The 25,570-nt window shown below is 61.0% G+C and carries 17 protein-coding genes; 12 read left to right on the plus strand and 5 right to left on the minus strand.

Annotation, left to right across the window (positions count from 1 at the left end; genetic code table 11):
- The first annotated feature begins 130 nt into the window (after positions 1-130).
- The 6 genes from Q1A89_RS05675 to Q1A89_RS05700 all read left to right on the plus strand — a co-directional run bounded on the left by Q1A89_RS05675 (position 131) and on the right by Q1A89_RS05700 (position 11,531).
- Entirely contained in the window at positions 131-4,714 is a 4,584-nt protein-coding gene (locus Q1A89_RS05675; protein WP_299724785.1) for a molybdopterin cofactor-binding domain-containing protein, read from the plus strand.
- A 28-nt stretch (positions 4,715-4,742) separates the two neighbouring features.
- Positions 4,743-5,741 carry a nucleoside hydrolase gene (locus tag Q1A89_RS05680; protein ID WP_299724787.1) on the plus strand — a complete coding sequence of 333 codons (999 nt, stop codon included), beginning with the start codon at positions 4,743-4,745 and terminating at the stop codon, positions 5,739-5,741.
- Between the two features lie 36 nt (positions 5,742-5,777).
- Positions 5,778-6,521: an ABC transporter substrate-binding protein gene (locus tag Q1A89_RS05685; protein ID WP_299724789.1), complete on the plus strand. Its 744-nt coding sequence runs from the start codon at positions 5,778-5,780 to the stop codon at positions 6,519-6,521.
- A gap of 72 nt (positions 6,522-6,593) precedes the next feature.
- Positions 6,594-7,346 carry an ABC transporter substrate-binding protein gene (locus tag Q1A89_RS05690; protein WP_299724791.1) on the plus strand — a complete coding sequence of 251 codons (753 nt, stop codon included), beginning with the start codon at positions 6,594-6,596 and terminating at the stop codon, positions 7,344-7,346.
- Positions 7,324-10,479, plus strand: a complete 3,156-nt coding sequence (locus Q1A89_RS05695; protein WP_299724793.1) for a response regulator — start codon at positions 7,324-7,326, stop codon at positions 10,477-10,479. The genes Q1A89_RS05690 and Q1A89_RS05695 overlap by 23 nt, the downstream gene beginning before the upstream one ends.
- Positions 10,479-11,531 (plus strand): adenylate/guanylate cyclase domain-containing protein, encoded by a 1,053-nt coding sequence (locus Q1A89_RS05700; protein WP_299724794.1) that lies wholly within the window; start codon positions 10,479-10,481, stop codon positions 11,529-11,531. The genes Q1A89_RS05695 and Q1A89_RS05700 overlap by 1 nt, the downstream gene beginning before the upstream one ends.
- On the opposite strand, the gene Q1A89_RS05705 is transcribed toward Q1A89_RS05700, so the two are convergent.
- From Q1A89_RS05705 to Q1A89_RS05725, 5 genes are all read right to left on the minus strand, one after another.
- Positions 11,528-12,217 (minus strand): dimethylsulfonioproprionate lyase family protein, encoded by a 690-nt coding sequence (locus Q1A89_RS05705; RefSeq protein WP_299726111.1) that lies wholly within the window; start codon positions 12,215-12,217, stop codon positions 11,528-11,530. The genes Q1A89_RS05700 and Q1A89_RS05705 overlap by 4 nt on opposite strands.
- Before the next feature lie 129 nt (positions 12,218-12,346).
- Positions 12,347-15,679, minus strand: coding sequence for a carbamoyl-phosphate synthase large subunit (gene carB, locus Q1A89_RS05710; RefSeq protein WP_299724795.1), 3,333 nt, complete (start codon positions 15,677-15,679; stop codon positions 12,347-12,349).
- A 204-nt stretch (positions 15,680-15,883) separates the two neighbouring features.
- On the minus strand, positions 15,884-16,282 hold the full coding sequence (locus Q1A89_RS05715) for a hypothetical protein (RefSeq protein WP_299724796.1): 399 nt from the start codon (positions 16,280-16,282) through the stop codon (positions 15,884-15,886).
- Between the two features lie 86 nt (positions 16,283-16,368).
- Positions 16,369-17,637 carry a cyclopropane-fatty-acyl-phospholipid synthase family protein gene (locus Q1A89_RS05720; protein ID WP_299724797.1) on the minus strand — a complete coding sequence of 423 codons (1,269 nt, stop codon included), beginning with the start codon at positions 17,635-17,637 and terminating at the stop codon, positions 16,369-16,371.
- A gap of 64 nt (positions 17,638-17,701) precedes the next feature.
- Entirely contained in the window at positions 17,702-18,466 is a 765-nt protein-coding gene (locus Q1A89_RS05725) for an alpha/beta fold hydrolase (protein WP_299724799.1), read from the minus strand.
- Between the two features lie 72 nt (positions 18,467-18,538).
- On the opposite strand from Q1A89_RS05725, the gene Q1A89_RS05730 reads away from it, so the two are divergent.
- The 6 genes from Q1A89_RS05730 (at position 18,539) to Q1A89_RS05755 (ending at position 25,445) form a co-directional block, all read left to right on the plus strand.
- The gene (locus Q1A89_RS05730; protein WP_299724801.1) at positions 18,539-18,919 is read left to right on the plus strand and encodes a hypothetical protein; all 381 of its coding nucleotides are present in this window, start codon (positions 18,539-18,541) and stop codon (positions 18,917-18,919) included.
- A 754-nt stretch (positions 18,920-19,673) separates the two neighbouring features.
- Complete coding sequence (locus Q1A89_RS05735) at positions 19,674-20,987, plus strand: sugar ABC transporter substrate-binding protein (RefSeq protein WP_299724803.1); 1,314 nt, start codon at positions 19,674-19,676, stop codon at positions 20,985-20,987.
- Between the two features lie 129 nt (positions 20,988-21,116).
- Positions 21,117-21,980, plus strand: coding sequence for a sugar ABC transporter permease (locus Q1A89_RS05740; RefSeq protein ID WP_299724805.1), 864 nt, complete (start codon positions 21,117-21,119; stop codon positions 21,978-21,980).
- Between the two features lie 18 nt (positions 21,981-21,998).
- Entirely contained in the window at positions 21,999-22,829 is an 831-nt protein-coding gene (locus tag Q1A89_RS05745; RefSeq protein ID WP_299724807.1) for a carbohydrate ABC transporter permease, read from the plus strand.
- An 11-nt stretch (positions 22,830-22,840) separates the two neighbouring features.
- Entirely contained in the window at positions 22,841-23,845 is a 1,005-nt protein-coding gene (locus tag Q1A89_RS05750) for an ABC transporter ATP-binding protein (protein ID WP_299724809.1), read from the plus strand.
- Between the two features lie 118 nt (positions 23,846-23,963).
- Positions 23,964-25,445 carry a mannitol dehydrogenase family protein gene (locus tag Q1A89_RS05755; protein WP_299724811.1) on the plus strand — a complete coding sequence of 494 codons (1,482 nt, stop codon included), beginning with the start codon at positions 23,964-23,966 and terminating at the stop codon, positions 25,443-25,445.
- Positions 25,446-25,570 lie beyond the last annotated feature (125 nt).

Here is a 25,570-nt window from a genome sequence, read left to right on the forward strand (position 1 = left end):
CAAGACAGGGGCACCTGAGGTTGTTCAGCTTACTTGCTGCTATTGAGCGGCGGGCTGATCCAATTGATTTATTGCAATATTTGATCCGTGCTGTACCACTTTGGGCTGTATACTGCTTCTGGGGGAAGAAATGGTACACCAAAAGACAGCGACGCCCGCGTCGCCTGAGGCCACGCCTGTGCAGTTCATTCTGAATGGCGCTCATGTCAGTCTGGACGATGTTTCACCCCATGCGCTGCTGATCGATTACCTCTATTCCCCTGCCGTTGGTCTCAAGGGGCCCAAGCTCGTTTGTGGTGAGGCCGGGTGCGGTGCCTGTACGGTCATGGAGACCTCGTGGGACGAGCAGGCGGGCTGTTTCGTCAAGCGCGCGGTCAATTCCTGTGTGCGCCCGCTGGCCTCTCTGGACGGGGCGATGATCACCACCACCGAAGGGATCGGATCAACGCGCGAGGGGCTGGACAAGGTGCAATACGCGCTGGCCGCGCATAATGGGTCACAATGCGGGTTCTGCTCAGCGGGGTTCGTGATGAACATGTACACGCTGCTGCAAAACGCCCAAGGCGGTTTGAGCGAGGCCGAGATCGAGCAGAGTTTCGACGGGCACATCTGCCGCTGCACCGGCTATCGCCCCATTCTGGACGGGTTTAAGACCTTTGCCGATGACTACAACGCCCCTGACACGCCCCAGCAGATCGAAGTGGCCAAGGGCTGGTTACCTGCCGTCGATCTTGGCGACCGGGCCTTGCCGCCGCCAGGCAAGTTCGTGGGCTATATGCGGACCCCGAACCTCGCGCTCTATGAGAACGGCTATCAAAGCTATGCGCGCGCCACGGATCACGACACATTGCTGGGCCTGCTGTCGGAGCCTGCGCCTTATCCGGGCGGGCGGCGGCTGGTTCTGGGCAACACCAGCATCGGGATTTACAAAACCGTGGCGATCTATGGCGAGGCGGCGATCAGCCCGCCCAACCATGTCGATGTTTCGCGCGTGGCCAGCCTGCAGGGCGTGGCACCGCTCAGCACCGAAGCAGACGGCGCAAACCTGCTTGATATCGGCGCAGGGGTGACGCTTGCGCAACTGATCGACACGCTGGAAGCGCAGGTCGCCGCCGCGCCCGAAGGCCATGTGCGCGCCTATGTCGGCATGCTGCGCCACTTGCGCATCGTCGCCAACCTGCAGGTGCGGGCCGTGGCATCCGTCGGCGGCAATATCGCGATGGCAACGAATTACGGCTTTGCCTCGGATGTCATTGTGCTGCTGGCCGCCCTGCGCAGCATGGTGACGGTGCACGCTGTGGGCACGACGGACGCACCCAGGCAGGTGCCGGTTCTGGACCTGCCGCAACAGGACCCCGAGGCTGAAACGTTCCATGTCTACACCCGCTTTGCCCCCACCACCGGGGTTGGGCCGGACTGGTATTTCTCCAGCCACAAGGTGCGCGCGCGCCCCGACAACTCTCATGCAATCGTCAACAACGCGTTGTCTGTCAAGCTGAGCGGTGGGCAGGTGAGCGAAGCCTCGTTGGTCTTCAATGGGCTCAAGCCCATGCTGCAGGACGGCGTTGTGCGCAGCTTTGGCGGCAACCCTGCGTTTCAGGCCGTGCAGATGGAGGCGGTCGAAGAGGCACTCATCTGCCACGCCTGGGACGACACCGCTTTGCAAGCCGGGCTGGCCGCCCTAGAGGCGGAGTTGGAGCGCGTGGTTCCGAATGACTTGCCACCTGTCGAAACGGTGCCTTGGGCCTATCGCAAGTCGCTGGCGCGGGCGTTGTTTTTCAAATCCTTTGTCGAGATCGCAGATCAGGCCGGGGCACAGGTGAGCGAGGCCAGTCAGAGTGCGGCAGGCCCGATCCTGCGCGGTGTGTCGGGCGGGCGGCAAAGCTATAATGATTACCCCGAGGAATTGCCGCTATCGGCGCCGCTGATCAAGCTGTCGGCCTTCATGCAGACCACCGGTGAGGCGGAATACACCCAGACGCTGGAGGCCCCGCAGGCCACCTGGGACGGGGCCTATGTTTATTCCCGCGCGCCTTTGGGGCGATTTCATTTCCAGACGTCCGACGGCAAACGCGCGACGCCCGCCGAAGTGGTGGCGGACATGCAGGCGCAGGGCTTTGAGCAGCTTTTGGGCATGGTTACTTATGACGATGTGCCCAACAAGGTGGGCAACTGGGCGGGCATGGGTTTTGACGAGCCGATTTTTGTGCCCGCCGATGGGACGGAACTCCCGAATTCTGTGACAAAGGCCGCGGCGCAAGAGGCGACGTTCCAGCCCGGCGCGTTTACCTCATCCGGTGCGCCGCTCGCGCTGGTCTTTGCCAAGGACGCGCAAACGGCGCGGCAATTGGCGGCCTATATCCGGTTCAACCACGTGGTCGAATTGCCGGACGATGCGCCTGTGTTGTCGCTGGAAGAGGCAATTGCCCAGGACAAGGCATTCCCCGACGACCCCGTGACAAGCCCGACGCTCAGCCATATCCAGTCCATCACCCGGCCCGGCAGCGACCGCGACTGGCTCGACAGCCCGGACAAGACCATTGCGGGGTGCACCACTATCACCGGCAGCCACAGCACCGGGGCGCAGAACCACTTTTACCTCGAAACCCAGACGACGCTGGCCATTCCCGGCGAACACGGGGCGATGACGCTGTTTGCCTCGACCCAGAACCTGGCTGACAACCAGTATGGCGCGGCGCACGCGCTGGGCGTGTCGGCCAACAAGGTGGCTGTGAAACTGACCCGCGTGGGCGGCGGCTTTGGCGGCAAGCAGATGCGCACGGCCTTTACCTCGACGGCAGCGGCAGTGGCGGCGGCGGCGCTGAACCGGCCCGTGCGCCTCGCCCTTGATCGCAACACAAACATGATTATGCAGGGCAACCGGCACCCGTTCCATGCGGATTACCGCGTGTCCTTTGATCCCAACGGCAAGATCATGGGCACGGAGGTCGATTTCAAATCCGATGGCGGCTGCACCTATGACATCTCGTTCAATGTCATGGATTTTGTCCAGCTTCTGGCCGAGAACATCTATGACATCCCCACATGGCGTACGACCGGTAACGTGTTTCGGACAAACAAGATTTCTTCCACCGCCTATCGTGGTTTCGGCATCATCCAGTGCATGAATATCATCGAGGGGATCATCGCCCACGTCGCCCATGATGCAGGGCTGAGTGTCGAAGCGGTGCGCGCGCAGAACATGTATGTGCGAGGTCGCGATGTCGCCGGTCCGTTTGCTTTGAGCGCGCAGGCGCTTGCTGCACTGACGACGATGGACGTGTTTTCAAAAGAACAGATGGCGGCGCTGGCAAGCATCGGCGATGCTCCTTACGCCAGCGAGCCGGACTTTCGCGCCGCCGTTGAAGCGGTGATCAGCCCAAGCCCGGCGCAAATGATGCTGCTTTTGGATTTTGCCACACAGGCGCATGGGTTCACGCCCTATATGCAGCCGCTCGACAAGTTCAACATCGACACGACCTATCAGGAACTGGTGCGCGACCCGGAATATGCTCAGCGCGTACAGGCCGTGGCCGATTTCAATGCCGCCAACCGCTGGAAAAAACGGGGCATTTTCTCGATGCCGCTGAAGTATGGCAATGCGTTTACCGGCCCGCGTGGGGCGCTCAATCAGGGCGGGGCTTATGTGGTGGCCTATTCCGATGACGGATCAGTTTTGGTGCGCCACGGCGGGGTTGAATTGGGGCAGGGACTGCAGACCCAGATGGCCCAGATCGCTGCGCGCACGCTGGGCATTCCGCTTGAAAAGATCCAGATGGGATCGACCACAACCGAGGTGGTCGCCGACGCCTCACCCACCGCCGCTTCGACAGCTTCCGACCTCAATGGCGGGGCGGTGGAGCTGGCTTGTCGGGACCTGCGTGCCCGGCTTGAGGACTTCTGCCGCAATCTCGAACAGTTCAGCTACCGCGACATCCAGCACAATCGCACCCCGGCCGAGGCGGGCTACAAGGACATGGTCGAGGCGGTGGTGAACAACTGGCGCACCCGTTGGGCCGACTGCTGGGACATGGTCGTGAGCCTTGCCTTTCAGAACCGGATCAACCTGGCCTGCAGTGCGCGCTACGCGGTGCCGGACTATACGGCAGTGGATGGTCGCCACCCCATCGGCAACCCGTTCCTCTACCACCTCTATTCCGCAGCCATATCCGAGGTCGAACTCGATGTGCTGACCGGCGAGTGGAACTTTGTCCGCGCCGACATTCGCGGCGACATCGGCAAGTCGCTGAACCCGCTTTTGGACGTGGGCCAGATCGAGGGCGCATTCATTCAGGGCCTCGGCTATCTCACCACCGAAGAGATGCTATGGCAGACCGCCGATCAAGCTCCCATTGAAGGTTTCGAGACCGGTGCGCTGCTGACCTATGGCACGTGGGCCTACAAACCGCCCACAATCAACTCGATCCCCGAAGATTTCCGGGTCAGCATCGTCAATAACGCAGGCACAAATGCCACGGGCATGAACGAAACCGGGCCAGCACCTGCGGATTCCGGCGTTAAAGCCTCCAAAGGGGCCAGCGAGTTTGGCCTGGTCCTGGCCAACTCGGCCTTTTACGCGCTGCATGCCGCCGTGATGGCCGCGCGCAAGGATGCAGGTGTGACCGATTGGGTCGACATCCCGGCGCCTGCGACCGTTCCACGCCTGTTCATGGCCTCTCATCCCACATGTGACCAGTTTTCCATCGGTTCATAAGCCGTCCTTAAATTTTCGGAGACCACAGATGAACAAAACCCCATTGCTTGTGACCCATGATGGATCGGTGGACGAATTTGCCTCGATTGCGCTGCTGTGCGGGGCTGACTTTCAGGCGCGCTTTGACATCAAGGGGGTCGTGGTCATCAACGGGGACACGCTGGGTGTGCCTGCCTATTATTGCACCAAGCGCATTCTGAATATGTGTGGACAGGGGCAGGTGCCCGTGGGCCTGAGTGCCGCGCGGGCCATCAACGGCTTTCCCTGGGCCTACCGGCAGTTTCCGCTGATCCTGAACACGCTGCCTGCCTTGCCCGAAATCCAAGGCCTTGAGGGCCAATGCATCCCGGACGGCGACGAGTTGCTGGCCAACGTCATGATGGAGGCCGGCGACGGCGAGTTGGTGGTGCTGAACCTGGGCGGGTTGACCCCGTTTGCGCAAGTGGCAGGCAAGTTGAACCTGTGGCACAAGGTCAAATCAATGTTCTGGATGGGCGGGGTGCTTGACGGCGTGGAGGGCAATATCGACGGCGGCATTGTGCCCGGAGCCCCAGGTTTTTCGGAATGGAACGTGTTCTTTGATCCGCCTGCCGTGCAGGAGGTTTATGACAACTGCAAACCGGCTGAAATCTATCAATTTCCACTGAATGTCACCAACGCCTATCCCAACAGCGCCAAATGGATACGCAACAGCCTGAACCCGTCGGCGCGCGCGGGCCATCAGGTTGTGGATTTTCTGGCCAATGCTTATGCGGCTGTGGTTCCGCAGGGGGGCGCGTCGCTCTGGGATGTGGTCACGACGATTGGCCTGATGAACAGCGGCAACGCGGCGGGTGTCACATTTTATGAGTATACGCAGGCGGATGTCTGGGTAGAGTCGGCCTATGGCCCGAACGAAGGACGGCTGATGCCCGCGACCTCGGGTGGCGGACGCACGATCAACGTGGCCACGGAAAATGAGCCAGCAGACGTGGTCAGCGCCTATGCGCTCCAGCAATGGGAGACGATTCCGAACCATGGGACCTGAGATGAATGATTGGTTGAAGTCGGGGGAGGGCGCGTGATGGGCATAGCGCGCAGAACCCTCATCGGGGCGGTTGCCGCGCTTTGGCTGGGGGCCGGAGGTGTCTGGGCGGCCGAGATCACGATGACCTTCGGAGATTCCACGCCGCCTTACGCCTTCAGTGACACCGGCACCGGCCTTGAGGTCGACATCGTGCGCGAGGCACTGGCCCATCGGGGCCACACCCTTGTGCCCAGTTTTGTGCCCGCCGCCCGGGTCGAGCGGCAGTTCAAGCGCGGACTGGTCGATGCGGCCTCCAAGGATCCGGGTAAGACGCTCGAAGGGCCGGACGCGTTCTATGCAGATGTCTCGGTTGATTTCTACGACGTACTTATCTCACTGTCCGAGCGCGATTTGACGCTTGCGGCACCCGAGGATCTGGATGGGTTGCAAGTTCTGGCCTTTCAGAACGCGTGGATGTTCTTTCCAAATTGGTTGGGGCGGGTGCGCGACGAGGGGCGCTATTCCGAGACTTCCGACCAGTCCGAACAGGTCCGCGCCCTGGCAAGCGGGCTGGTCGACGTGGTGGTGGCGGATCGCTCGATCTTTAACTACCACGCGCGCCAATGGGCCAGCGACAACGCCGAGACGATGCCAGCACTGACGATTAGCGAATTTCAGCCCCCCTTGCGCGTGCGCCCGGTGTTTCGGGATGCCGCGATCCGTGACGATTTCAACGCCGGTCTGGCGCATCTCAAACAGACGGGGCGGTATGATGAACTTGTCGACATGTATCTTGAGTAGCGGATCTGTGAACGCGCCTGCATGGCGCTGTCTGACCAAGTTGTGCACACATTTTTGGAAAGGAGTGACCCGATGACTTTGGCAACACGCAGTGTCACCGCGCTGGCAGCAGCCCTTTTCGCGGTCGCAAGCTGGACGCAAGAGGTCGGGGCCGAGGCGCTGACCATGACATTCGGGGCCTCTATCCCACCTTATGCCTTTCCCGACACCGGGCGTGGGATCGAAGTTGATATCATCCGCGAGGCGCTGGCGCTGTCGGGGATCGAACTTGAACCCGTTTACGTTCCCGCGCGCCGCATCGCCTTTGAGTTTATCCAGGGCAAGGTCGATGCGGCCTCAAAGGATCAGGGCGAGGATCTGGCCGCGCATGGCGGCATCTACGGCGAGGTGTCGGTGCAGTTTCAGGACGTGATCTTTACCCTTGAGGAACGCGCGCTGGACGTCACTGATCCGAGTGATCTGGAGGGGCTGCGGGTGGTGGCGTTCCAAAACGCGTCCAAACACTATTCCGACTGGCTGTCGCCGCTGCAGGGCAGCGCGAATTACACCGAAACCGCCGATCAAAGCCTGCAGGTCAAAATGCTGCACCGGGGCCGGGCGGATGTGATCGTGGCCGACCGCAACATCGTGCAATACCTCACCAAACTGGTGGCCGAAGAGGGCAAGATCGAGATCAAGCCCGTGCAGACCACCAGTTTTGCCGATCCCTGGGGCTATCGCCCCGCCTTCCGCACCGAAGAGCTGCGCGACAAGTTCAATGCCGGTCTCAAGACGCTGATCGACTCGGGCCGCTATCAGGAGATTGTCGATAGCTACGTCAACTGATCCTCCACGGGCGCGGCCGCGCCTGCGCACGCTGCGTGCCAAGTTCCTGCTGTATATCGTGCCGCTGGTCCTGTCGGCCATTGTCGTGGTGTTTGGCCTGTTTGAATACAGCGCCAACCAGCGCGCCAGCCAGCAATTGCTGAACCGGCTGGACCAGTTGCTGACCATGCAGGTGCAGGTCCTGTCCCGCCCGCTGTGGAACCTGTCTCAGGAACAGATCGAGCTGATCGTGTCGGCCATTGAGGTGGACAATGACGTGCTTGGGGTCGCGGTCTATGACGAGGCGGGCGATCTGCTGGCCCACAAGGGCCAGATCGAGGGGATGGAGGGCAACCGGTTTTTCGGGGAACGCGACATCGTGCAGGCCAGTGCCTCTGCCGAACAGGTGGTTGGAACGCTTGCCATTTCCCTGACCCCGGCCAGCGTGCGCGATGAACGCAACACGCGCCTGATTTTTGCAGCCGGTCTTGCCGCCGTGCTGATGGGGGCCATCATCATCAGTGCGCTGGTCGCCAATCGACGCACCATCGGCGTGCCGCTTGACCTCTTGCTGGGCTCGATCAATCAGCTGCGTCAGGGCAAGGGGCGCAGGCCCGTTGACTGGTCCAGCGGCGACGAGATGGGTGAAGTGATCATGGCCTATAACGAAATGCTCGCCCGTCAGGCCTCGGACGAGCAAAGCCTACGCACTGCCAATGACGAATTGGAAGCCCGCGTTGAAATGCGCACCCACGAGTTGTCCGTGGCAAGCCAACAACTGACCGACGCCATCGAAAGCATGTCCGAGGGTTTTGCCCTTTATGATGCGCAGGACAGGCTGGTGCTGTGCAACACGACCTACCGCGAAAACATCTACACCGCCCCGTCCGAGACGCTGAAACTGGGCATGACCTTTGAAGAGGTGGTCGACCAGATTGCCAGCTCGGGCGAGGTGCGCAAAGCGACCGAAGACCCCGAAGGCTGGGCCAAACAGCGCATCGCCCATCACCGCACACCCGGCAAGCCGCTGCTCGAACAACGCCGCGATGGCAGTTGGATTCAGATCACCGAATACCCCACGGCTGTGGGCGGCGTGGTGGGCATTTACTCTGACCTTACCGAACTCAAACGCCTATCCGTCGAGTTGGAAGAGGCCAAGAACGTGGCCGAGGCCGCGAACGATGCCAAGAGCACCTTTTTGGCCACAATGAGCCATGAAATCCGCACCCCGATGAACGGGGTCATCGGCATGTCGAACCTGTTGTTGGACACAGAACTTGATGACGAACAGCGCGACTTCACCGAAACCATCAACAAATCTGCCGAGGATTTGCTGAACATTATCAACGATATCCTCGACTTCAGCCGGGTGGACAGTGGCAAGCTGGAACTTGAGCGGCTGCCATTTGATCTGCGCACCTGCATGGAAGAGTCGGTGGACCTCGTGGCCGTAATCGCCGCCGAAAAAGGGCTCGATCTGGCCTATGAAATGGGCCCCGATGTCCCTGCGATGATCGTGGGTGATCCGATGCGGCTGCGTCAGGTTCTGCTGAACCTGCTCAACAATGCGATCAAATTCACCCAGAAGGGTGATGTGGTTCTGAGCGTTGTGATGACTGGCAAAGGGGCAGCGGCAGGCACGCGGCGCCTGCAGTTCTCGGTGCGCGATTCCGGGATCGGCATCCCCGAGGACCGGATGGACAGCCTGTTCCGTTCGTTCAGCCAGGTCGATGCCTCGACCACGCGCCGTTATGGCGGTACCGGGTTGGGGCTGGCGATTTCCAAACGGCTGGTCGAGTTGATGGGCGGGCGCATCTGGGTCGACAGTGCGGTGGGCAAGGGCACGATCTTTCACTTTGCCATCGATTTCGAGATGGGCGCGCTGCCCAGCCCCAATGCCAAGGAAGAAGCGCGCACCGGGCTGGCCGGGCGCCATGTGCTCATCGTCGATGACAACGCCACCAACCGGCGCATTCTGGACGTGCAGACCCGCGACTGGGGCATGCTGCCCAGTGTCGTGACGACCGGTCGCGAGGCAATGGACCTGCTGCACGGTGCGGGGCGGTTTGATGCGGTGATCCTTGATCTGTCGATGCCGGAAGAGGACGGGCTGACGTTGGCGGCGCGTATCCGCGAAATCCCGGCCCGCAAAGATGTTCCGCTGATCCTGCTCAGCTCCATCGGGCGGGCGGTCACCGGACGTCAGGACGAATTCGACGCCATCGGCTTTGCCAGCGTACTGCAGAAACCGATCAAGCCATCGCCGCTGCTGAATGCTCTGGTGTCCGAATTCGGCATTCAGACCACCGCCCCGGACTTGGAGACCGCAGCGGCCCGCACGACGCTGGACACCGAGATGGCCAAGCGGCTGCCTTTGCGGATATTGCTGGTGGATGATCACCCCACCAACCAGAAACTGGCACAGATGCTGCTGTCACGCCTCGGCTACCGGTCAGACGTGGCCTCCAACGGGGTCGAGGCACTTGAGGCGATGCGCCTGCAGGCCTATGACGTGATCCTGATGGATATAGAAATGCCCGAGATGGACGGGATGGAGGCCACGCGCCGCATTCACAAGGAATGGGGCAACCGTGCGCCCAAGATCGTCGCCATGACCGCCAATGCGATGCGCGGGGATCGCGACAAATACCTGTCGATGGGTATGGATCAATACATCTCCAAACCGATCCGGGTGGCTGCCCTTGTGCGCGCGCTTGAGGCCGTGGCGTCCTCGATTGCCCCGGCACCGCCGCCCAAACCGGCAGGCTACGAGATCACGGCTGTGCCGCGTGACAATAGCCCTTGTCTCGATGATGCTGCGCTCAAGAACCTTTTGGATGTGATTGGTGGCGACAAGGTGGCGTTGACCGAATTGATCGACAGCTTTCTCGGGGAAGGGGTCAGACTGATGGCACAGATGCGCGAAGCCTATGCGGGCGAGGATGTCGACACGTTGCGCCGCGCGGCCCATTCGATGAAATCGAGCAGCACCGATTTCGGCGCCAAGTCGCTGGCCGCGCTGACCCGCGAACTGGAAGCGCGGGCCCGCGATCTGGACCTGACGGGTGGCGACGAATTGCTGAACGAAATCGAGACGACCTTCAATCGCGTCAGCATGGCCTTGCAAAAACTGCGCGTCACGGGGGCGAGTTGATGGATCAGACCCACGCAGGGGCGTCGATCCTTGTGGTCGATGATAACCTGACCAGCCGACTGAAAATGTCCATGGCTGTCAAGCAGTTGGGCCACCTGACCGAAGCCGCGCAAGATGGGCGAGAGGCGCTGGCGCTGCTCAATGACGGGCTGTTTGATCTGGTGCTTCTGGACATCGAAATGCCCGTGCTGGATGGCTACGCCGTGCTTGAGGCGATGAAGGCGGACCCTGCCTTGCGCGACATTCCGGTCATCGTCATCTCGGCGGTCGAGGATATGGAGGCCATCGTCAAGGGGATCGAACTGGGCGCGCAGGATTTTCTGCCCAAGGATTTCGACCGGGTTCTCTTTGCCGCGCGGGTCGGCGCCTGCCTTGCCCAAAAGCAATTGCGCGATCAGGAGGCGACCTATCTGGCCCAAATCGAAACCGAGCGCCGCCGCGCCGACGATCTGCTACATGCGACCCTGCCTGCGCGCGCGGTGAGCGAACTCAAGGCTACAAACGAGGTCAAACCCCGCCGCTATGAAGACGTTGTGGTGATGATGGTCGATGTGGTGAACTTTACCGATTATTGCGACAAGAACCCGCCCGAACTGGCCGTGCGCCATCTGCAAAACCTTGTTTCGCGTTTCGAGGAAATCACGTTTTCCCACGGGTTGGAAAAGATCAAGACGATGGGCGATGCCTATATGGCGACGGCCGATCTGTTGCTGCCCCATGCCGATGCGGCGCTTGCCACGGCCGCCTGCGCGCTCGACATGCGCCGGGTGGCGGCCAGCGTCACGAACGGCTGGCAGGTGCGCATCGGCTTTCACATCGGCCCCGTCGTGGCCGGGGTGATCGGCCAGCACCAGCACCTGTTCGATCTGTGGGGCGACACGGTCAACACCGCCGCGCGTATCACCTCGATGGCCAGCCCCGATACCGTCTACGCCAGTGCGGATATCTGGGCCCGGATTGAGGGCAAATGCACAGGCCAAAGCAAGGGCGCATTGCCTGCCAAGGGCAAGGGCGAATTGGATGTTTTCCAGATCGACGGGCTGGTGAGTTAGGACGGTTGGCGCGCCTTGCGCGTCGCCGTCAGCTTCATATCCGGGGCAGCCAGCCGCGCCTCGGGGCCGCACCACGCATAGGCCAGCAGGCAGGGGTCGCGATCCCCGGTGGTGATGCGGTGTTCGTGCCCGGAGCGGTTCAGGATCAGCGACCCGGGCGCAAAGACGGCCGCATTGTTTTCTGACCACGCGCCCGAGATCGAAATATAGCTTTCCTCGATATCCGTGTGGCTGTGCTGGGGATAGGTCGTGTTCGGCGCAAACAGGACAAAGCCGAGGATCAGTGTGTCACATTGCACAGGCCCCTTGGGGCCAAGCACTTCGCAATAGGCGTATTTCTGGGCCAGCGCACGCGACAGTTTTTCATAGCCGTATTCCCAGCTCAGATCGTCACGCACTTCGCGCAGGGCCCGCGCCATGCCCTGCATTGCGCCCCGTTCACCCAAATCGAGCGCGCGAGCGAAATGGGCCGTGACGGGCTTTTCCGCAGGCTCTGGTGCCAGCATCGCGGGGTTCGCGGCGATGGTGGCTGACAAGCGATCCCGCACCCGTTTGCGGTGACTACGGATTGCGGCGCTGCCTCCGGCTGAACCAAGGCGGTAAAGCGCGTCGAATTCGCGCAACAGATAGAGCCAGTTGGGGCGATCCGTCAGGCGAACGGTGCCATCGGTTGTGGGGGCAGGCAAGCTGGTCAACGCGCATTTCTCCTGACGCTGGCATGAGGCAGTTGCACTTGCGCTAACGGCTGCGTGGCCCGCGCGCAATGGTTTCGCACGTCGCCCCGGTGAGCAGGGCACCATCTGCCTGTTTCTGTGTCAGCCCTGCAGCGCCTTCACACCCACATCACCCTGCGCCTGTTCGCGGATCGCGAGGGCGGCGGCATAGGACCCGGCGGCAGTGGTGAAATAGGGGATCTTGTCATAAAGCGCGATGGAACGGATGGACTTGGAATCCTCGACCGCCTGCGCCCCTTCGGTGGTATTGAGCACCAGCTGGATGCGTCCGTCCTTCATCATGTCTGTGACATCGGGCCGCCCCTCATAGACCTTGTTCACGGTCGCGCAAGGCACGCCTTGACCCTCGTACCACGCTGCCGTGCCGCGCGTCGCGACAAGGGTAAAGCCGAGACCCGTCAGGATTTGCGCGGCTTCCAGCATGTCGGGCGTCTTGTCCGCATCCTTGATCGAGATGAAGGCACATCCTTCGTTTGGCAGCACCATGCCTGCACCCATCTGCGCCTTGAGGAAGGCGCGCGCGAAGGTGCGATCCCACCCCATGACTTCGCCAGTAGAGCGCATTTCAGGGCCCAAGATCGTATCCACGCCGGGGAAGCGGGCGAAGGGCAGTACCGCCTCTTTGACCGAGAACCACGGCATGTTGGGATCGGCCAGCGTCATCGGATCGCCAAGGGGCAGCACCGCGTCATAGCTGGCGGTCGCATCGTAAGGTGCGCGCAGCGGGAAGTTGCTGAGCGGCTCGCCTGCCATGATGCGCGCGGCGATGGAGGCGATCGCTGAGTCCGTCGCCTTGGCCACAAAGGGCACGGTGCGCGAGGCGCGCGGGTTGACCTCGATCAGGAAGATATCCTCTCCCTGCACGGCAAACTGGATGTTCATCAGGCCAACAACGTTCAGAGCCAGGGCAAGGGCGCGGGTTTGCACCTCGACCTCGGCAATCACCTCGGGCGAGAGGGAATAGGGAGGCAGCGAACAGGCACTGTCACCGGAATGCACGCCCGCCTCTTCGATGTGCTGCATGATGCCTGCGACGTGGACGTCGGTGCCATCACAAAGCGCATCCACGTCCAACTCGACCGCGCCCGCGAGGTAGCTGTCCAGCAGAACGGGGCTGTCGCCCGACACCACAACCGCCTCGGCGATATAGCGTTTGAGCTGGCCCATATCCCGCACAATCTCCATCGCGCGCCCGCCCAGCACGTAAGAGGGGCGGATCACGAGGGGAAAGCCGATCCCTTCCGCGATTTCAAGGGCTTGGGCGTCAGAATGGGCGATGCCGTTCTTCGGTTGCTTGAGGCCGAGACCCTGCACAAGCTTCTGGAACCGCTCGCGGTCTTCGGCCAGATCGATTGCGTCCGGCGTGGTGCCGAGAATGGGAATGCCCGCCTCCTGCAGCGCATTGGCGAGCTTCAGCGGGGTCTGTCCGCCAAACTGTACGATGACGCCGTGCAGGGTGCCGTTTTCCTGCTCTTTGGTGAGGATTTCCATCACATGTTCAAAGGTGAGAGGCTCGAAATACAGCCGGTCCGAGGTGTCATAATCGGTCGACACCGTCTCGGGGTTGCAGTTGATCATGATGGTTTCATAGCCCGCGTCGGTCAGCGCGAAACAGGCGTGACAGCAGCAGTAGTCAAACTCGATCCCCTGACCGATCCGGTTCGGGCCGCCGCCCAGGATCACAACCTTTTTGCGGTCCGTCGGGCGGGCCTCGCATTCCACATCGCCAAAGACCGGCGTTTCGTAAGTGGAATACATATAGGGCGTCTGGGCCTCGAATTCGGCGGCACAGGTGTCGATACGCTTGAACACGGCGGTGACGCCTGCATCCTGGCGCAGCTTGCGCACGTCCTGTTCGCTCTTACCCGACAGGTTGGCAAGTCGGGCGTCGGAAAAGCCCATCATCTTGAGCGCGCGCAGCCCTTCCTCGTCCGTGGGCAAGCCGTTCACGACCACATGCGCCTCGACCTGTACGATTTCACGCAGGCGCGACAGGAACCAGGGGTCGAACATGGTGACGCCGTGGATTTCATCATCCGACAGCCCGTGGCGCATGGCCTGCGCAATCAGGCGCAACCGGTCCGGGGTCTGCACCGAGATCGCCTTGACGATGGCGGCCTTGTCGGGTGCGCCGGGAATGTCGATGTCATCGAGGCCCGTCAGGCCGGATTCCATGCTCGCCAGCGCTTTTTGCAGGGACTCGTGGAAGGTACGGCCAACGGCCATGACTTCGCCCACGGATTTCATTGCCGTAGTCAGCGTGGCCTCGGAGCCCGGGAATTTTTCGAAGGCGAATTTGGGGATTTTGGTCACGACATAGTCGATTGTGGGCTCGAAAGAGGCGGGCGTCACCTTGGTGATGTCATTGTCGAGCTCGTCGAGCGTGTAGCCCACGGCCAGCTTGGCCGCGATCTTGGCGATGGGGAAACCTGTCGCCTTGGAGGCCAGAGCCGAAGAGCGTGACACGCGCGGGTTCATCTCGATCACCACCATGCGCCCATCGACGGGGTTGATCGCCCATTGTACGTTCGAGCCGCCCGTTTCCACGCCAATCTCGCGCAGCACGGCGATCGAGTGGTTGCGCATGATCTGGTATTCTTTGTCCGTCAGCGTCAGCGCCGGAGCCACAGTGATGGAGTCCCCGGTGTGCACGCCCATCGGGTCCACGTTTTCGATGGAACAGACGATGATGGCGTTGTCGGCCGTGTCGCGCACAACTTCCATCTCGTATTCTTTCCAGCCCAACAGGGACTCGTCCACGAGGATCTGGCCCACTGGTGAGGCATCCATGCCAGAACGGCAGATCGCCATATAGTCGTCGCGGTTGTAGGCCACGCCGCCACCTGTTCCCCCAAGGGTAAAGGCCGGGCGGATAATGGCCGGAAGGCCGATGTCTTCGAGTGTTTCAAGCGCAATGGCGACCCCGGCATTGAGGTCTTTCTTGCCATTGGCATCCTTGGGCGCCGTCACAATTGTGGCGCGGGGGTTTTCGATGCCAAGGCGGTCCATCGCATCGCGGAACAGCTTGCGGTCTTCGGCCATCTCGATGGCTTCACGCTTGGCGCCGATCATTTCGACGCCGTATTTCTCGAGCACGCCCATTTCCTCAAGCGCGAGCGAGGTGTTCAGGCCGGTCTGTCCGCCCATGGTGGGCAACAGCGCGTCGGGGCGTTCCTTTTCGATGATCTTGGCGACAACTTCGGGGGTGATGGGTTCGATGTAGGTGGCGTCGGCAAGCCCGGGATCGGTCATGATCGTGGCCGGGTTCGAGTTCACAAGAACGACCCGGTAGCCTTCTTCGCGCAGTGCCTTGCAGGCCTGGGCGCCGGAATAGTCAAACTCGCAGGCTTGTCCGATAACGATGGGGCCCGCGCCGATGATCATGATCGACTGTATGTCGGTACGCTTTGGCATCCCTGGCCCCCCGGATGTGACACGTGGCTGCGCCACCGGGCGCAAGCAAATTGTCTGCGTTATAGGCATGGTGCGGGAAGGTGCAAGGGGGGGCAGGCGCATTCGCGGCGCACCTGCGAAATTGGCACCAGCCACGCATGTAAAAGGGGGCCATATGGCCCCCGATAGTGCTTAAATGCGATCCTATTTGGAAAGGGAGGAGATTTACCGTCCGATCAGGCGCGACAGGAGCGAGCGCGATTGTTCCGAAGCGGCAGCAATCGGCGCGCCGACGGGCACTGCTGTTGCGGCAGGGGTCGGAGTTTGCGCATGAGCCGGGGCCGCAGCTGGTGCCGGAGCCGGTTTGCTGGGCGCACTCATCGCGCCGCGCAAATGCGGGGGACGCTGTACGCCGCCACGTTCTGCAGCGCAGGCTGCCGTCGCCGCACCGGGCATGGGGCGGGGCGGCATTGTTGCTGCTTCGCTTGCAGACTCAAAGTTGGCGTCATCCAGAAGGTGGGCCTGGCCCTGTTCTTCCAGAATTTCGCGAACAGACCGCATCATACGCGTGGTGCGTTCGCTTGCAGGTTCGCTTTTCAGTTCCTGGCGCTGTCCGTATTCCATGTCTTGCGACCTCCGTTCTGGACCCGGACGGGCATACGTCCTGTCCGTTTCATCCACGATGGCCGTCGAACATGGCGAGAATGTGGTCAAATCTGGGTCAATGCGTGCTGATTGTGCGCATTCTGCCTTGATCGCGCTTGTGCGGGCATCACAGTCTCGGGCGGATAGAGATAGTCCCGCGTCAGCGGCACCGCATCGCGCTTGTGTGCCAGTTGCAGGTGATAGACCCCTTGCATCTGATGTTCGAAGGCGAGGATGCAGATTGTCAGGTAATAGCGGAACATGCGCACAAACCGGTCGTCATACATCGCGCTGATCCGGGGCAGGTTGGCCTCGAACCGCTCGCGCCAGTGGCGGATCGTCTTGGCATAGTGCAGCCGCCACACCTCGATATCCGCCTGCCACAGGCCCGAGCGTTCGACGGCGGGGGCAAGTTCGGACAAAGACGGGACATAGCCGCCGGGAAAGATGTATTTGGTGATCCAGCTTGATTGCGCCATGGGTGGGCCGGAGCGTCCGATGGTGTGGATCAGCGCGATCCCGTTCGGGTCCAGCAATTCGGCCACGCGGGCAAAGTAGGTGTCGAAATTGGGCACACCCACATGTTCCAGCATCCCTACCGACACGATCCGGTCAAACCTGCCGTCGACATGGCGGTAGTCCTGCAACTCGAACTGCGCCAGCGGCGACAGCCCTTCGGCGGCGGCCCTTTTGCGTGCTGTGGACAGTTGATTTTCGCTCAGTGTGATCCCCGTGACCGCACAGCCGTAATCGCGTGCAAGGGTCAGCGCCATGCCGCCCCAGCCACAGCCGATATCCAGCACCCGCATGCCCGGTTCCAGCCGCAGCTTGGCGGCGATATGGGCCTTTTTTGCGACTTGGGCCTCTTCCAGCGTCATGTCCGGGTCGCGGAAATAGGCACAGGAATACTGCATGTCCGCATCCAGAAAGAGGCGGTAGAGATCGTCGGAGATATCGTAGTGATGCGCCACATTGCGCCGCGCCGTTTGCGGCGCATTGCGCTGAAGAAAGCCGCGTACATGAAACCGAGCGCGGTTGGCGATCAGCACCCAAGGCGGTATCCGCCCTTTGAACCGGTTGCGCACGATGACGGTCATCACCTCTTCGAGCGTGCAGTTGCGCGGTGTCACACGCCCGTCCATGTACCCCTCGCCAAGGCCGAGGTCCGGGTTCAGGATGATCGCACGCACAGACGCAGTATCAGCAAAGTGCAGATGCGCATGCGCGCCGGTTTCGGGTCCGTAATGGCGCGTCTCGCCATTTGGATAGGTGATGGACAGACGGTCCTCGACCATCATGCCAGTTAGAAATCGATCAAGCAGCTGGTCCCACATTGCGCCACTCCTCTTGCCACTTCCTGCTGTAAAAGTGGGGCGGGCGAGGGGGTTACGTCAAGGATCAGCCCGCGATTGTGTCCAGATATGCCCTCACGGTCGCTTCAAAAGCGCGTGGGTTGTCCGCGTGCAACCAGTGTCCTGCGCCCGGGATCTTGGCAAAACGGGCCTCTGGGAACAGTCCCTTGATCGTGGGGCGATGGTCGTGCGTGACGTAATCCGACTCGGCGCCTTTCAGGAATAGGGTCGGCCCCTCGTGGCTGGCCTCGAGCGTCGGAAAGCCAATAATACTGTCCATATTCGCCGCCAGCGCGTCGAGGTTCAGTCGCCAACGCTGTTCCTTGATATCGAGAGACTGGGTCAGAAAACTGGTCAGCGCAGGTTCGACCCCAAGGCGGGCCAATTGCTCGTTGGCCTCGGAACGGCGGGTCAAGAGGGACAGGTCCACCGCGCGCATAGCCGTGATGAACTGCATCTGTGTGTGTATATACCCGATCGGCGCGATGTCAGCGATGATCAGACGGCGCAGCGTGTGGGGCCGGGTCAGGGCCAGCACCATCGCGGCCTTGCCGCCCATGGAATGACCAACCACATCCATTGGAGCACCGAGGTGATCAATGACCTGCGCCAGGTCTCCGGCCAGCGCGGCATAGCTGTTGTCATCGTCCCAAAAGCTGGTGCCGTGGTTGCGCATGTCCACCGTGACAACGCGCCGTGTGTCCGACAGCCGTTTGGCGATCACACCCCAGTTGCGCCCCGACCCGTAAAGGCCGTGGACAATCAACAGCGGTGTGCCGGGGCCATCCCCGTGGGTTGTATAGGCAAGCATGGGGCAGGCTTAGCCCGGAAATGTCGCGTGAACCAGAGGGATTGAACTGGCAGGCATCGCTGGGGTAGTGCGATGCGGATGGTAAGCGAAGACAGCATCAAAAAGCACAGCGCGCGCATTCAAAGCGCGTTGACCGGGGCCTTTGGCGTCCGCGCCAAATCGCTGTCTTCCGCCTTGCGCAAGACGGGGCGGCGGCTGCCCAAGCGGCTTCACGCGCAGGCCCGGCTGATCGTGGATGCAGAAGGTCTTGGTGGCAACCCGCGGCTGCTGCGCCAAGTCGACGGCGCGGCCCTCGCACAGGCCGAGGACGCCGTGGTCCGCTGGCTCGACACCATCGACCGGGCGGATCGGCGTAAAGGGTTCTGGATTTGGGTCGGTGCGATGATCGGGTTCAATCTGTTGCTGATCGTCGCCGCGGTGGTGGTCTGGATGTGGTGGACCGGCCGGGTCTGAGGGCTGCGCAGGCGCTCCTGCGATCTTCGGGCGACGGGTGCTGGCCCAACTCCGACAATTCTCAAAGCTAATGGGTTAAGGCGCATAGAGATGGTCTCTGTCCGTCGATGACGATCCGAAACAGGCCGCGGTTTATCATAGCGTCAGATTATTACACGTGTGAAAGAAATGCGCGTATTTTGACATGAGTTGGGGCTGCGCAGCAGGGGTTTCGCTGTTTTTTGGGGTGAAAGGGCGGGCTGCGCTGCACCAGAAGTTTTCGCGATGAAAGAACGCCAGCCATCTGGCTGATGTGTTGTGATTCGTTCGATTCGGCGCTGCTGTTTGTATTTGGGGCAGGGGTGCTTGAGTCCACAAAACAAGGTCTGTCGTGCAAATGGCATCATGGCGCGGGCGCGGACAAACGTGTCCGAACGTGCTTTTGTTGATGATCCAAGGCCATTTCAGGCCATGGCGGGGCGTTTACAGGCTCTCCTTTGCCACATGAACGGTGTTTACAGATTCGCGCAAAGGTCGGTTTTTCACGGAAATGCCCGTGGAAAGGCAGGCGGATCGCCCTAGTTCATTGATATGGAAAGCAATGTGAGGAGGCAGCGCTTTGCGGAGTCTGCCTTTAGAATCAATAGGTCGGCCCTGATCAAGCGTAAGACCATGCGTGCCGCGCAGTGCCCGGTTTTTGAGCGTTAAGAAAATCTCTTGACCTGTAGTCATCTTTACGCAATTCTTTCCGTGTGTAAAAAAGGGAGGACACTTAATGTCTATCAAACGCACTCTGCTGAGTACGGTGGTCGGCCTTGGCCTGACAGCTGGCATCGCAGCAGCCGATGGCCACTCGGCCACGATCACGATCGCAACTGTCAACAACGGCGACATGATCCGTATGCAGGGCTATACTGATCAATTCACCGCTGAATCCGGCATCGCCGTCGAGTGGGTCACACTGGAAGAGAACGTTCTGCGTTCGCGTGTGACAACGGACATCACCACCAAGGGTGGCCAGTTCGACATCATGACAATCGGCATGTACGAAACACCCATCTGGGGCGCCAATGGCTGGCTTGTGCCGCTGGACGATCTGTCCGCCGAATACGACGCCGGTGACATCCTGCCCGCAATGGCCGGTGGCCTGAGCCATGACGGCACGCTCTATGCCGCACCGTTCTACGGTGAATCCTCGATGGTCATGTATCGCACCGACCTGATGGAAAAAGCCGGCATGGAAATGCCTGCAGCCCCCACATGGGAATTCATCCGCGACGCGGCGGCTGCCATGACCGACCGCGACAACGAGATCAACGGCATCTGCCTGCGCGGCAAGGCCGGTTGGGGTGAGGGCGGTGCGTTCATCACAGCGATGTCCAACTCGTTTGGCGCACGCTGGTTCGACATGGAGTGGAACGCGCAGTTTGACACCGACGCATGGGCCAACACTCTTAACTTCTTCAAGGACATGATGGATGCATCCGGCCCGTCCGGTTACGCCACCAATGGCTTCAACGAAAACCTGAACCTGTTCAACCAGGGTAAATGCGGCATGTGGATCGACGCCACAGTTGCGGCGTCCTTCGTGACAGGCGACGGTTCCACTGTTGCAGATTCGGTTGGTTTTGCACTGGCACCCGACAACGGTCTGGGCAAACGCTCCAACTGGCTCTGGGCATGGGCGCTGGCGATCCCTGCGGGCACACAGCAAGAAGCTGAAGCCAAGCAGTTCATCGAATGGGCCACAGGCAAAGGCTATATCGAGCTGGTCGCAGCCAACGAAGGCTGGGCAAACGTGCCTCCGGGCGCACGCACATCGCTGTACGAGAACCCAGAGTACCAGAAGGTACCGTTCGCACAGATGACACTGGACTCCATCCTGTCGGCCAATCCCAACGAGTCGACTGTGGAACCAAGCCCCTATGTGGGTGTCCAGTTCGCCGCGATCCCGGAGTTTGCGGGCATCGCGACACAAGTCAGCCAGGAATTCTCGGCGGCTTATGCAGGTCAACAGACCGTAGAAGAAGCGTTGGCGAAGGCTCAGGCCATCACTGACGAAGCTATGGAAGCGGCTGGCTACAAGTAAGCCCTGCTTCACTAAACCAGAGGGCGGCGGTGTTCGCGTCGCCCTCTGTATAACAAGTGCCAAACAAGCTAACCTTTTCCATCTGGCAGCGCCGTGACAGGCCGCTGCTCATAGAGGAGACGTGTCAAAATGGCTACCAAAGCTTCCCGATCCGCCGCCCGCGCCATGATGGCCCCTGCCGTCGTATTGCTGCTGGGCTGGATGCTGGTCCCCCTGATCATGACCCTGTGGTTCTCGTTCCGCACCTACCTGCCACTGCGCGGTGGAGATCAGGGCTGGACCGGGTTCGACAACTATGTCCGTTTCGTCACCTCCAGTTCGTTCTGGCCCGCGATCTCGACCACGCTGATCCTGTTGATCGGGGTTCTGGTCATCACCATCGTGCTGGGCGTTCTGCTCGCGATCCTGCTGGATCAGCCAATGTGGGGGCAGGGGGTTGTGCGTATCCTCGTAATCGCCCCGTTCTTTGTGATGCCGACCGTGTCCGCGCTGGTGTGGAAGAATATCTTTATGGATCCCACCAACGGGCTGTTTGCGCACCTGTGGAAATTCTTCGGGGCTGAGCCGGTCAGTTGGCTGTCAGATGCGGCGATGCCGTCGATCATCCTGATCGTAAGCTGGCAATGGCTGCCCTTTGCGACTCTGATCCTGCTGACGGCCATCCAGTCGCTGGACGGCGAACAGATGGAAGCGGCCGAAATGGACGGGGCCTCCGTCCTGTCGCGGTTCTTCTTTATCGCGCTGCCGCACCTCAGCCGCGCGATCACTATTGTGATCCTGATCCAGACGATTTTCCTTCTGGCCATCTTTGCCGAGATTTTCGTGACCACCGGTGGCGCCTTTGGCACCCGAACGCTGAGTTACCTGATCTTCCAGCGTGTGCTTGAAAGTCAGAACATCGGACTTGGGTCTGCGGGCGGCGTTTACGCCATCATCCTTGCCAACATCGTTGCCATCTTCCTGATGCGCATCGTCGGCAAGAACCTCGATTGAACAAGGGAGGACGACATTATGGCACGTGCTGTGACAAACCAACGTAAGGCGATCAATACCGCCGCGGCCTGGATTATCGGTCTGCTGATCTTCTTCCCGATCCTGTGGACGATCCTGACCAGCTTCAAGACCGAAGCCCAGGCGATCAGTGACCCACCGGTGTTCCTGTTCTTTCAGTGGACCACCGAGAACTATTCCACCGTGATGGAGCGGTCCAACTATGGCCGGTTCCTGTGGAACTCGATCTTCATCGCGGGGGGCTCTACTATCCTCGGGCTGATCATCGCGATCCCTGCAGCCTGGTCGATGGCCTTTGTGCCGTCCCGCCGGACCAAGGACATCCTGCTCTGGATGCTCTCGACCAAGATGCTGCCAGCGGTGGGCGTGCTTTACCCGATCTACCTGTTGTTCATTCAGTTTGGGCTGCTCGACAATGTCTATGGGCTGACCTTCATCCTGATGTTGATCAACCTGCCGATTATCGTGTGGATGCTGTACACCTACTTCCGTGAAATTCCGGGCGAGATCCTGGAAGCGGCGCGGATGGACGGGGCCAACCTCAAATCCGAGATCCTCTATGTGCTGACGCCGATGGCGATCCCGGGCATCGCCTCGACCATGCTGCTCAACTTCATCCTGGCCTGGAACGAAGCGTTCTGGACGCTGAACCTGACGGCGGCCAAAGCGGCCCCCCTGACGGCCTTCATCGCCAGTTACTCAAGCCCCGAGGGCTTGTTCTACGCCAAATTGAGTGCGGCCTCGACCATGGCCATCGCACCCATCCTGATCATGGGCTGGTTCAGCCAGAAACAACTCGTCCGGGGTCTCACCTTCGGCGCAGTGAAATAAGGAGCACCACTATGGGACGTATTCAGCTCAAGCAGGTTCAGAAGAAATTCGGTGACGTCGAAGTCATCCCGCCTCTGGACCTTGAAATCAACGATGGCGAGTTCGTGGTCTTTGTTGGCCCGTCGGGCTGCGGCAAATCCACCCTGCTGCGTCTGATCGCGGGACTTGAGGACACAACCTCTGGCCTGATCGAGATCGACGGCGCGGACGCAACGGCCCTACCACCGGCCAAGCGGCGCCTCGCGATGGTGTTCCAGTCCTATGCGCTTTATCCGCATATGACGGTGCGCAAGAACATCGCCTTTCCGATGCGGATGGCGGGCATGGATCAGGCCGAACAGGAAAAGCGGATCGCTTCGGCGGCCAAGGCGCTGAACCTGACCGACTACCTTGATCGCCGCCCCGGCCAGTTGTCCGGCGGTCAGCGTCAGCGGGTAGCCATTGGACGCGCCATTGTGCGTGAACCGGCGGCCTTCCTCTTTGACGAGCCTCTGTCCAACCTCGACGCTGCCCTGCGGGTCGGCATGCGGATGGAGATTTCCGAACTGCACAAGAAACTGGCCACCACCATGGTCTATGTGACCCACGATCAGGTCGAAGCCATGACCATGGCCGACAAGATCGTTGTCCTGCAGGCCGGCGTGATCGAACAGGTGGGCAGCCCGCTTGAGCTCTATCACACGCCGCGCAACAAGTTCGTTGCCGGTTTCATCGGCAGCCCCAAGATGAACCTCATCGAAGGGCCCGAAGCGGCCAAGCACGACGCCCACACCATCGGCATCCGCCCCGAGCACATCGAGGTATCCACGACCGAAGGACAATGGCAGGGCACCGTTGGTGTGGCCGAGCATCTGGGGTCCGACACGTTCATCCACATTCATGGCATTCCCGGCTGTGATCCGATGACCGTGCGCGCCAGCGGTGACGTGTCGGTGCGCCATGGCGACACTGTTCATCTCACACCGATTGCCTCGCAAATCCACAAGTTCGGGGCAGACGGTTTGCGCATGTCATGAGGCAGCGAATGCAACAGCAGTTCCGCGTGACGGACACGGCGCGCGGGACAGACAGACCGATGCGGGGTCTGCTGATCCCGCAGGCGGAACCCGTGCAAAGTGGCAAGTGGATGAACTGATGTTGGACTCGATACAAAAGCTTTCGAACTCCGGTCTGCGTGACCTGCCCACCGCTGTAAATGTGCCGGCCTATGATCGCTCTGCGATCCGTCCGGGCATCGTGCATATTGGTCTGGGCAACTTTCACCGCGCGCATCAGGCGTGGTATCTGCACCGCCTGATGCAGCAGGGTGACGCGATGGACTGGGGCATCATCGGCGCTGGTGTGCGCGCCGGCGACGAGGCGCAGCGCAAACGTCTCGAGGCGCAGGACTACCTCACCACGCTGATCGAACTGGACCCGACAGGCCGCTCTGCCGAAGTGACGGGGTCGATGATCGGCTTTGTCCCGGTCGAGGCGGACAATGCCGCCCTGATCGCACAGATGGCCGACCCGATGATCCGCATCGTGGCCCTGACCGTGACCGAAGGCGGGTATTATATCGACCCGGTCACCAAGGCCTTTGATGCCGCGCACCCGGATATGGTCCACGACGCGACCAACCCCGACACGCCCCGCACCGCCTTTGGTGCGATGATTGCCGCATTGCGCCTGCGCCGCGATGCAGGCACCGGTCCGTTCACAGGGCAAAGCTGTGACAACCTGCAGGGCAACGGTCGCATCCTGCGCCAGACTCTGGTGTCGCTGGCCCGTCTGTCGGACCCGACCCTTGCGGATTGGATCGACGCCAACTGCACCTTCCCGGATTCGATGGTCGATTGCATTGTGCCCGCCACCGGCCCGAAAGAGCTGGAGCTGGTGCGCAGCTTTGGCATCGACGACGCCGCCCCGGTGACACACGAAAACTACCGCCAATGGGTGATCGAGGATTCCTTTTGCGCAGGCCGCCCCGACTGGGACAAGGCAGGCGCGACGTTCACGGATGATGTGCACGCATTCGAAGCGATGAAGATCCGTATCCTCAATGGCGGTCACCAGCTGATTGCAGATGCGGGCGAGGTCTGTTCGGTCGAGTTCATCGCAGGCTGCATGGCCCACCCGCTGATCGGCGACTACTTTCGCCGCGTGGCCGGAACCGAGATCGCGTTGCAGGTCGACCCGGTGCCCGGCATGACGCCGGAAACTTACGTCAACCTGATTGACCGGCGCTTTTCCAACCCCGAAATCGTCGACACGGTGCGCCGCGTGGCCTTTGATGGCTCCTCGCGCCAGACCGGGTTCATCCTGCCCACCCTGCGCGATGCATTGGCCAAGGGCGACCCCATCGAGGGACTGTCCCTGTCGCAAGCCATCTGGGCGCGCATGTGCGAGGGCACACGGCAGGACGGCAGCGCAATAGCCGCCAACGATCCCATCTGGGACAGCCTGAACGCTGCCGCCAAAGCGGCCAAGACCCGCCCCGTGATATGGTTGGACCAGCGCGAGCTGTACGGTGATCTGTCTGACAACGCGGTGTTCCGGGACAGCTTTACGCGCTGGCTGACGCTGATCTGGGATCAAGGGGTTGAGGCGGCGTTGACGGCCTATCTGAAGGGGTAGGGGCGCGGCTTTGTTCGACCATCAACCCGTTCGCTGTCGGACGATGCGCGAACGAAATACGTAATCGCGAAACACATCCACCGGGTTCCTCGCAGGAGCTCGGAACATTCATTTCCGAATTTCGA

Source organism: uncultured Tateyamaria sp. (assembly GCF_947503045.1).
GTDB lineage: Bacteria > Pseudomonadota > Alphaproteobacteria > Rhodobacterales > Rhodobacteraceae > Tateyamaria.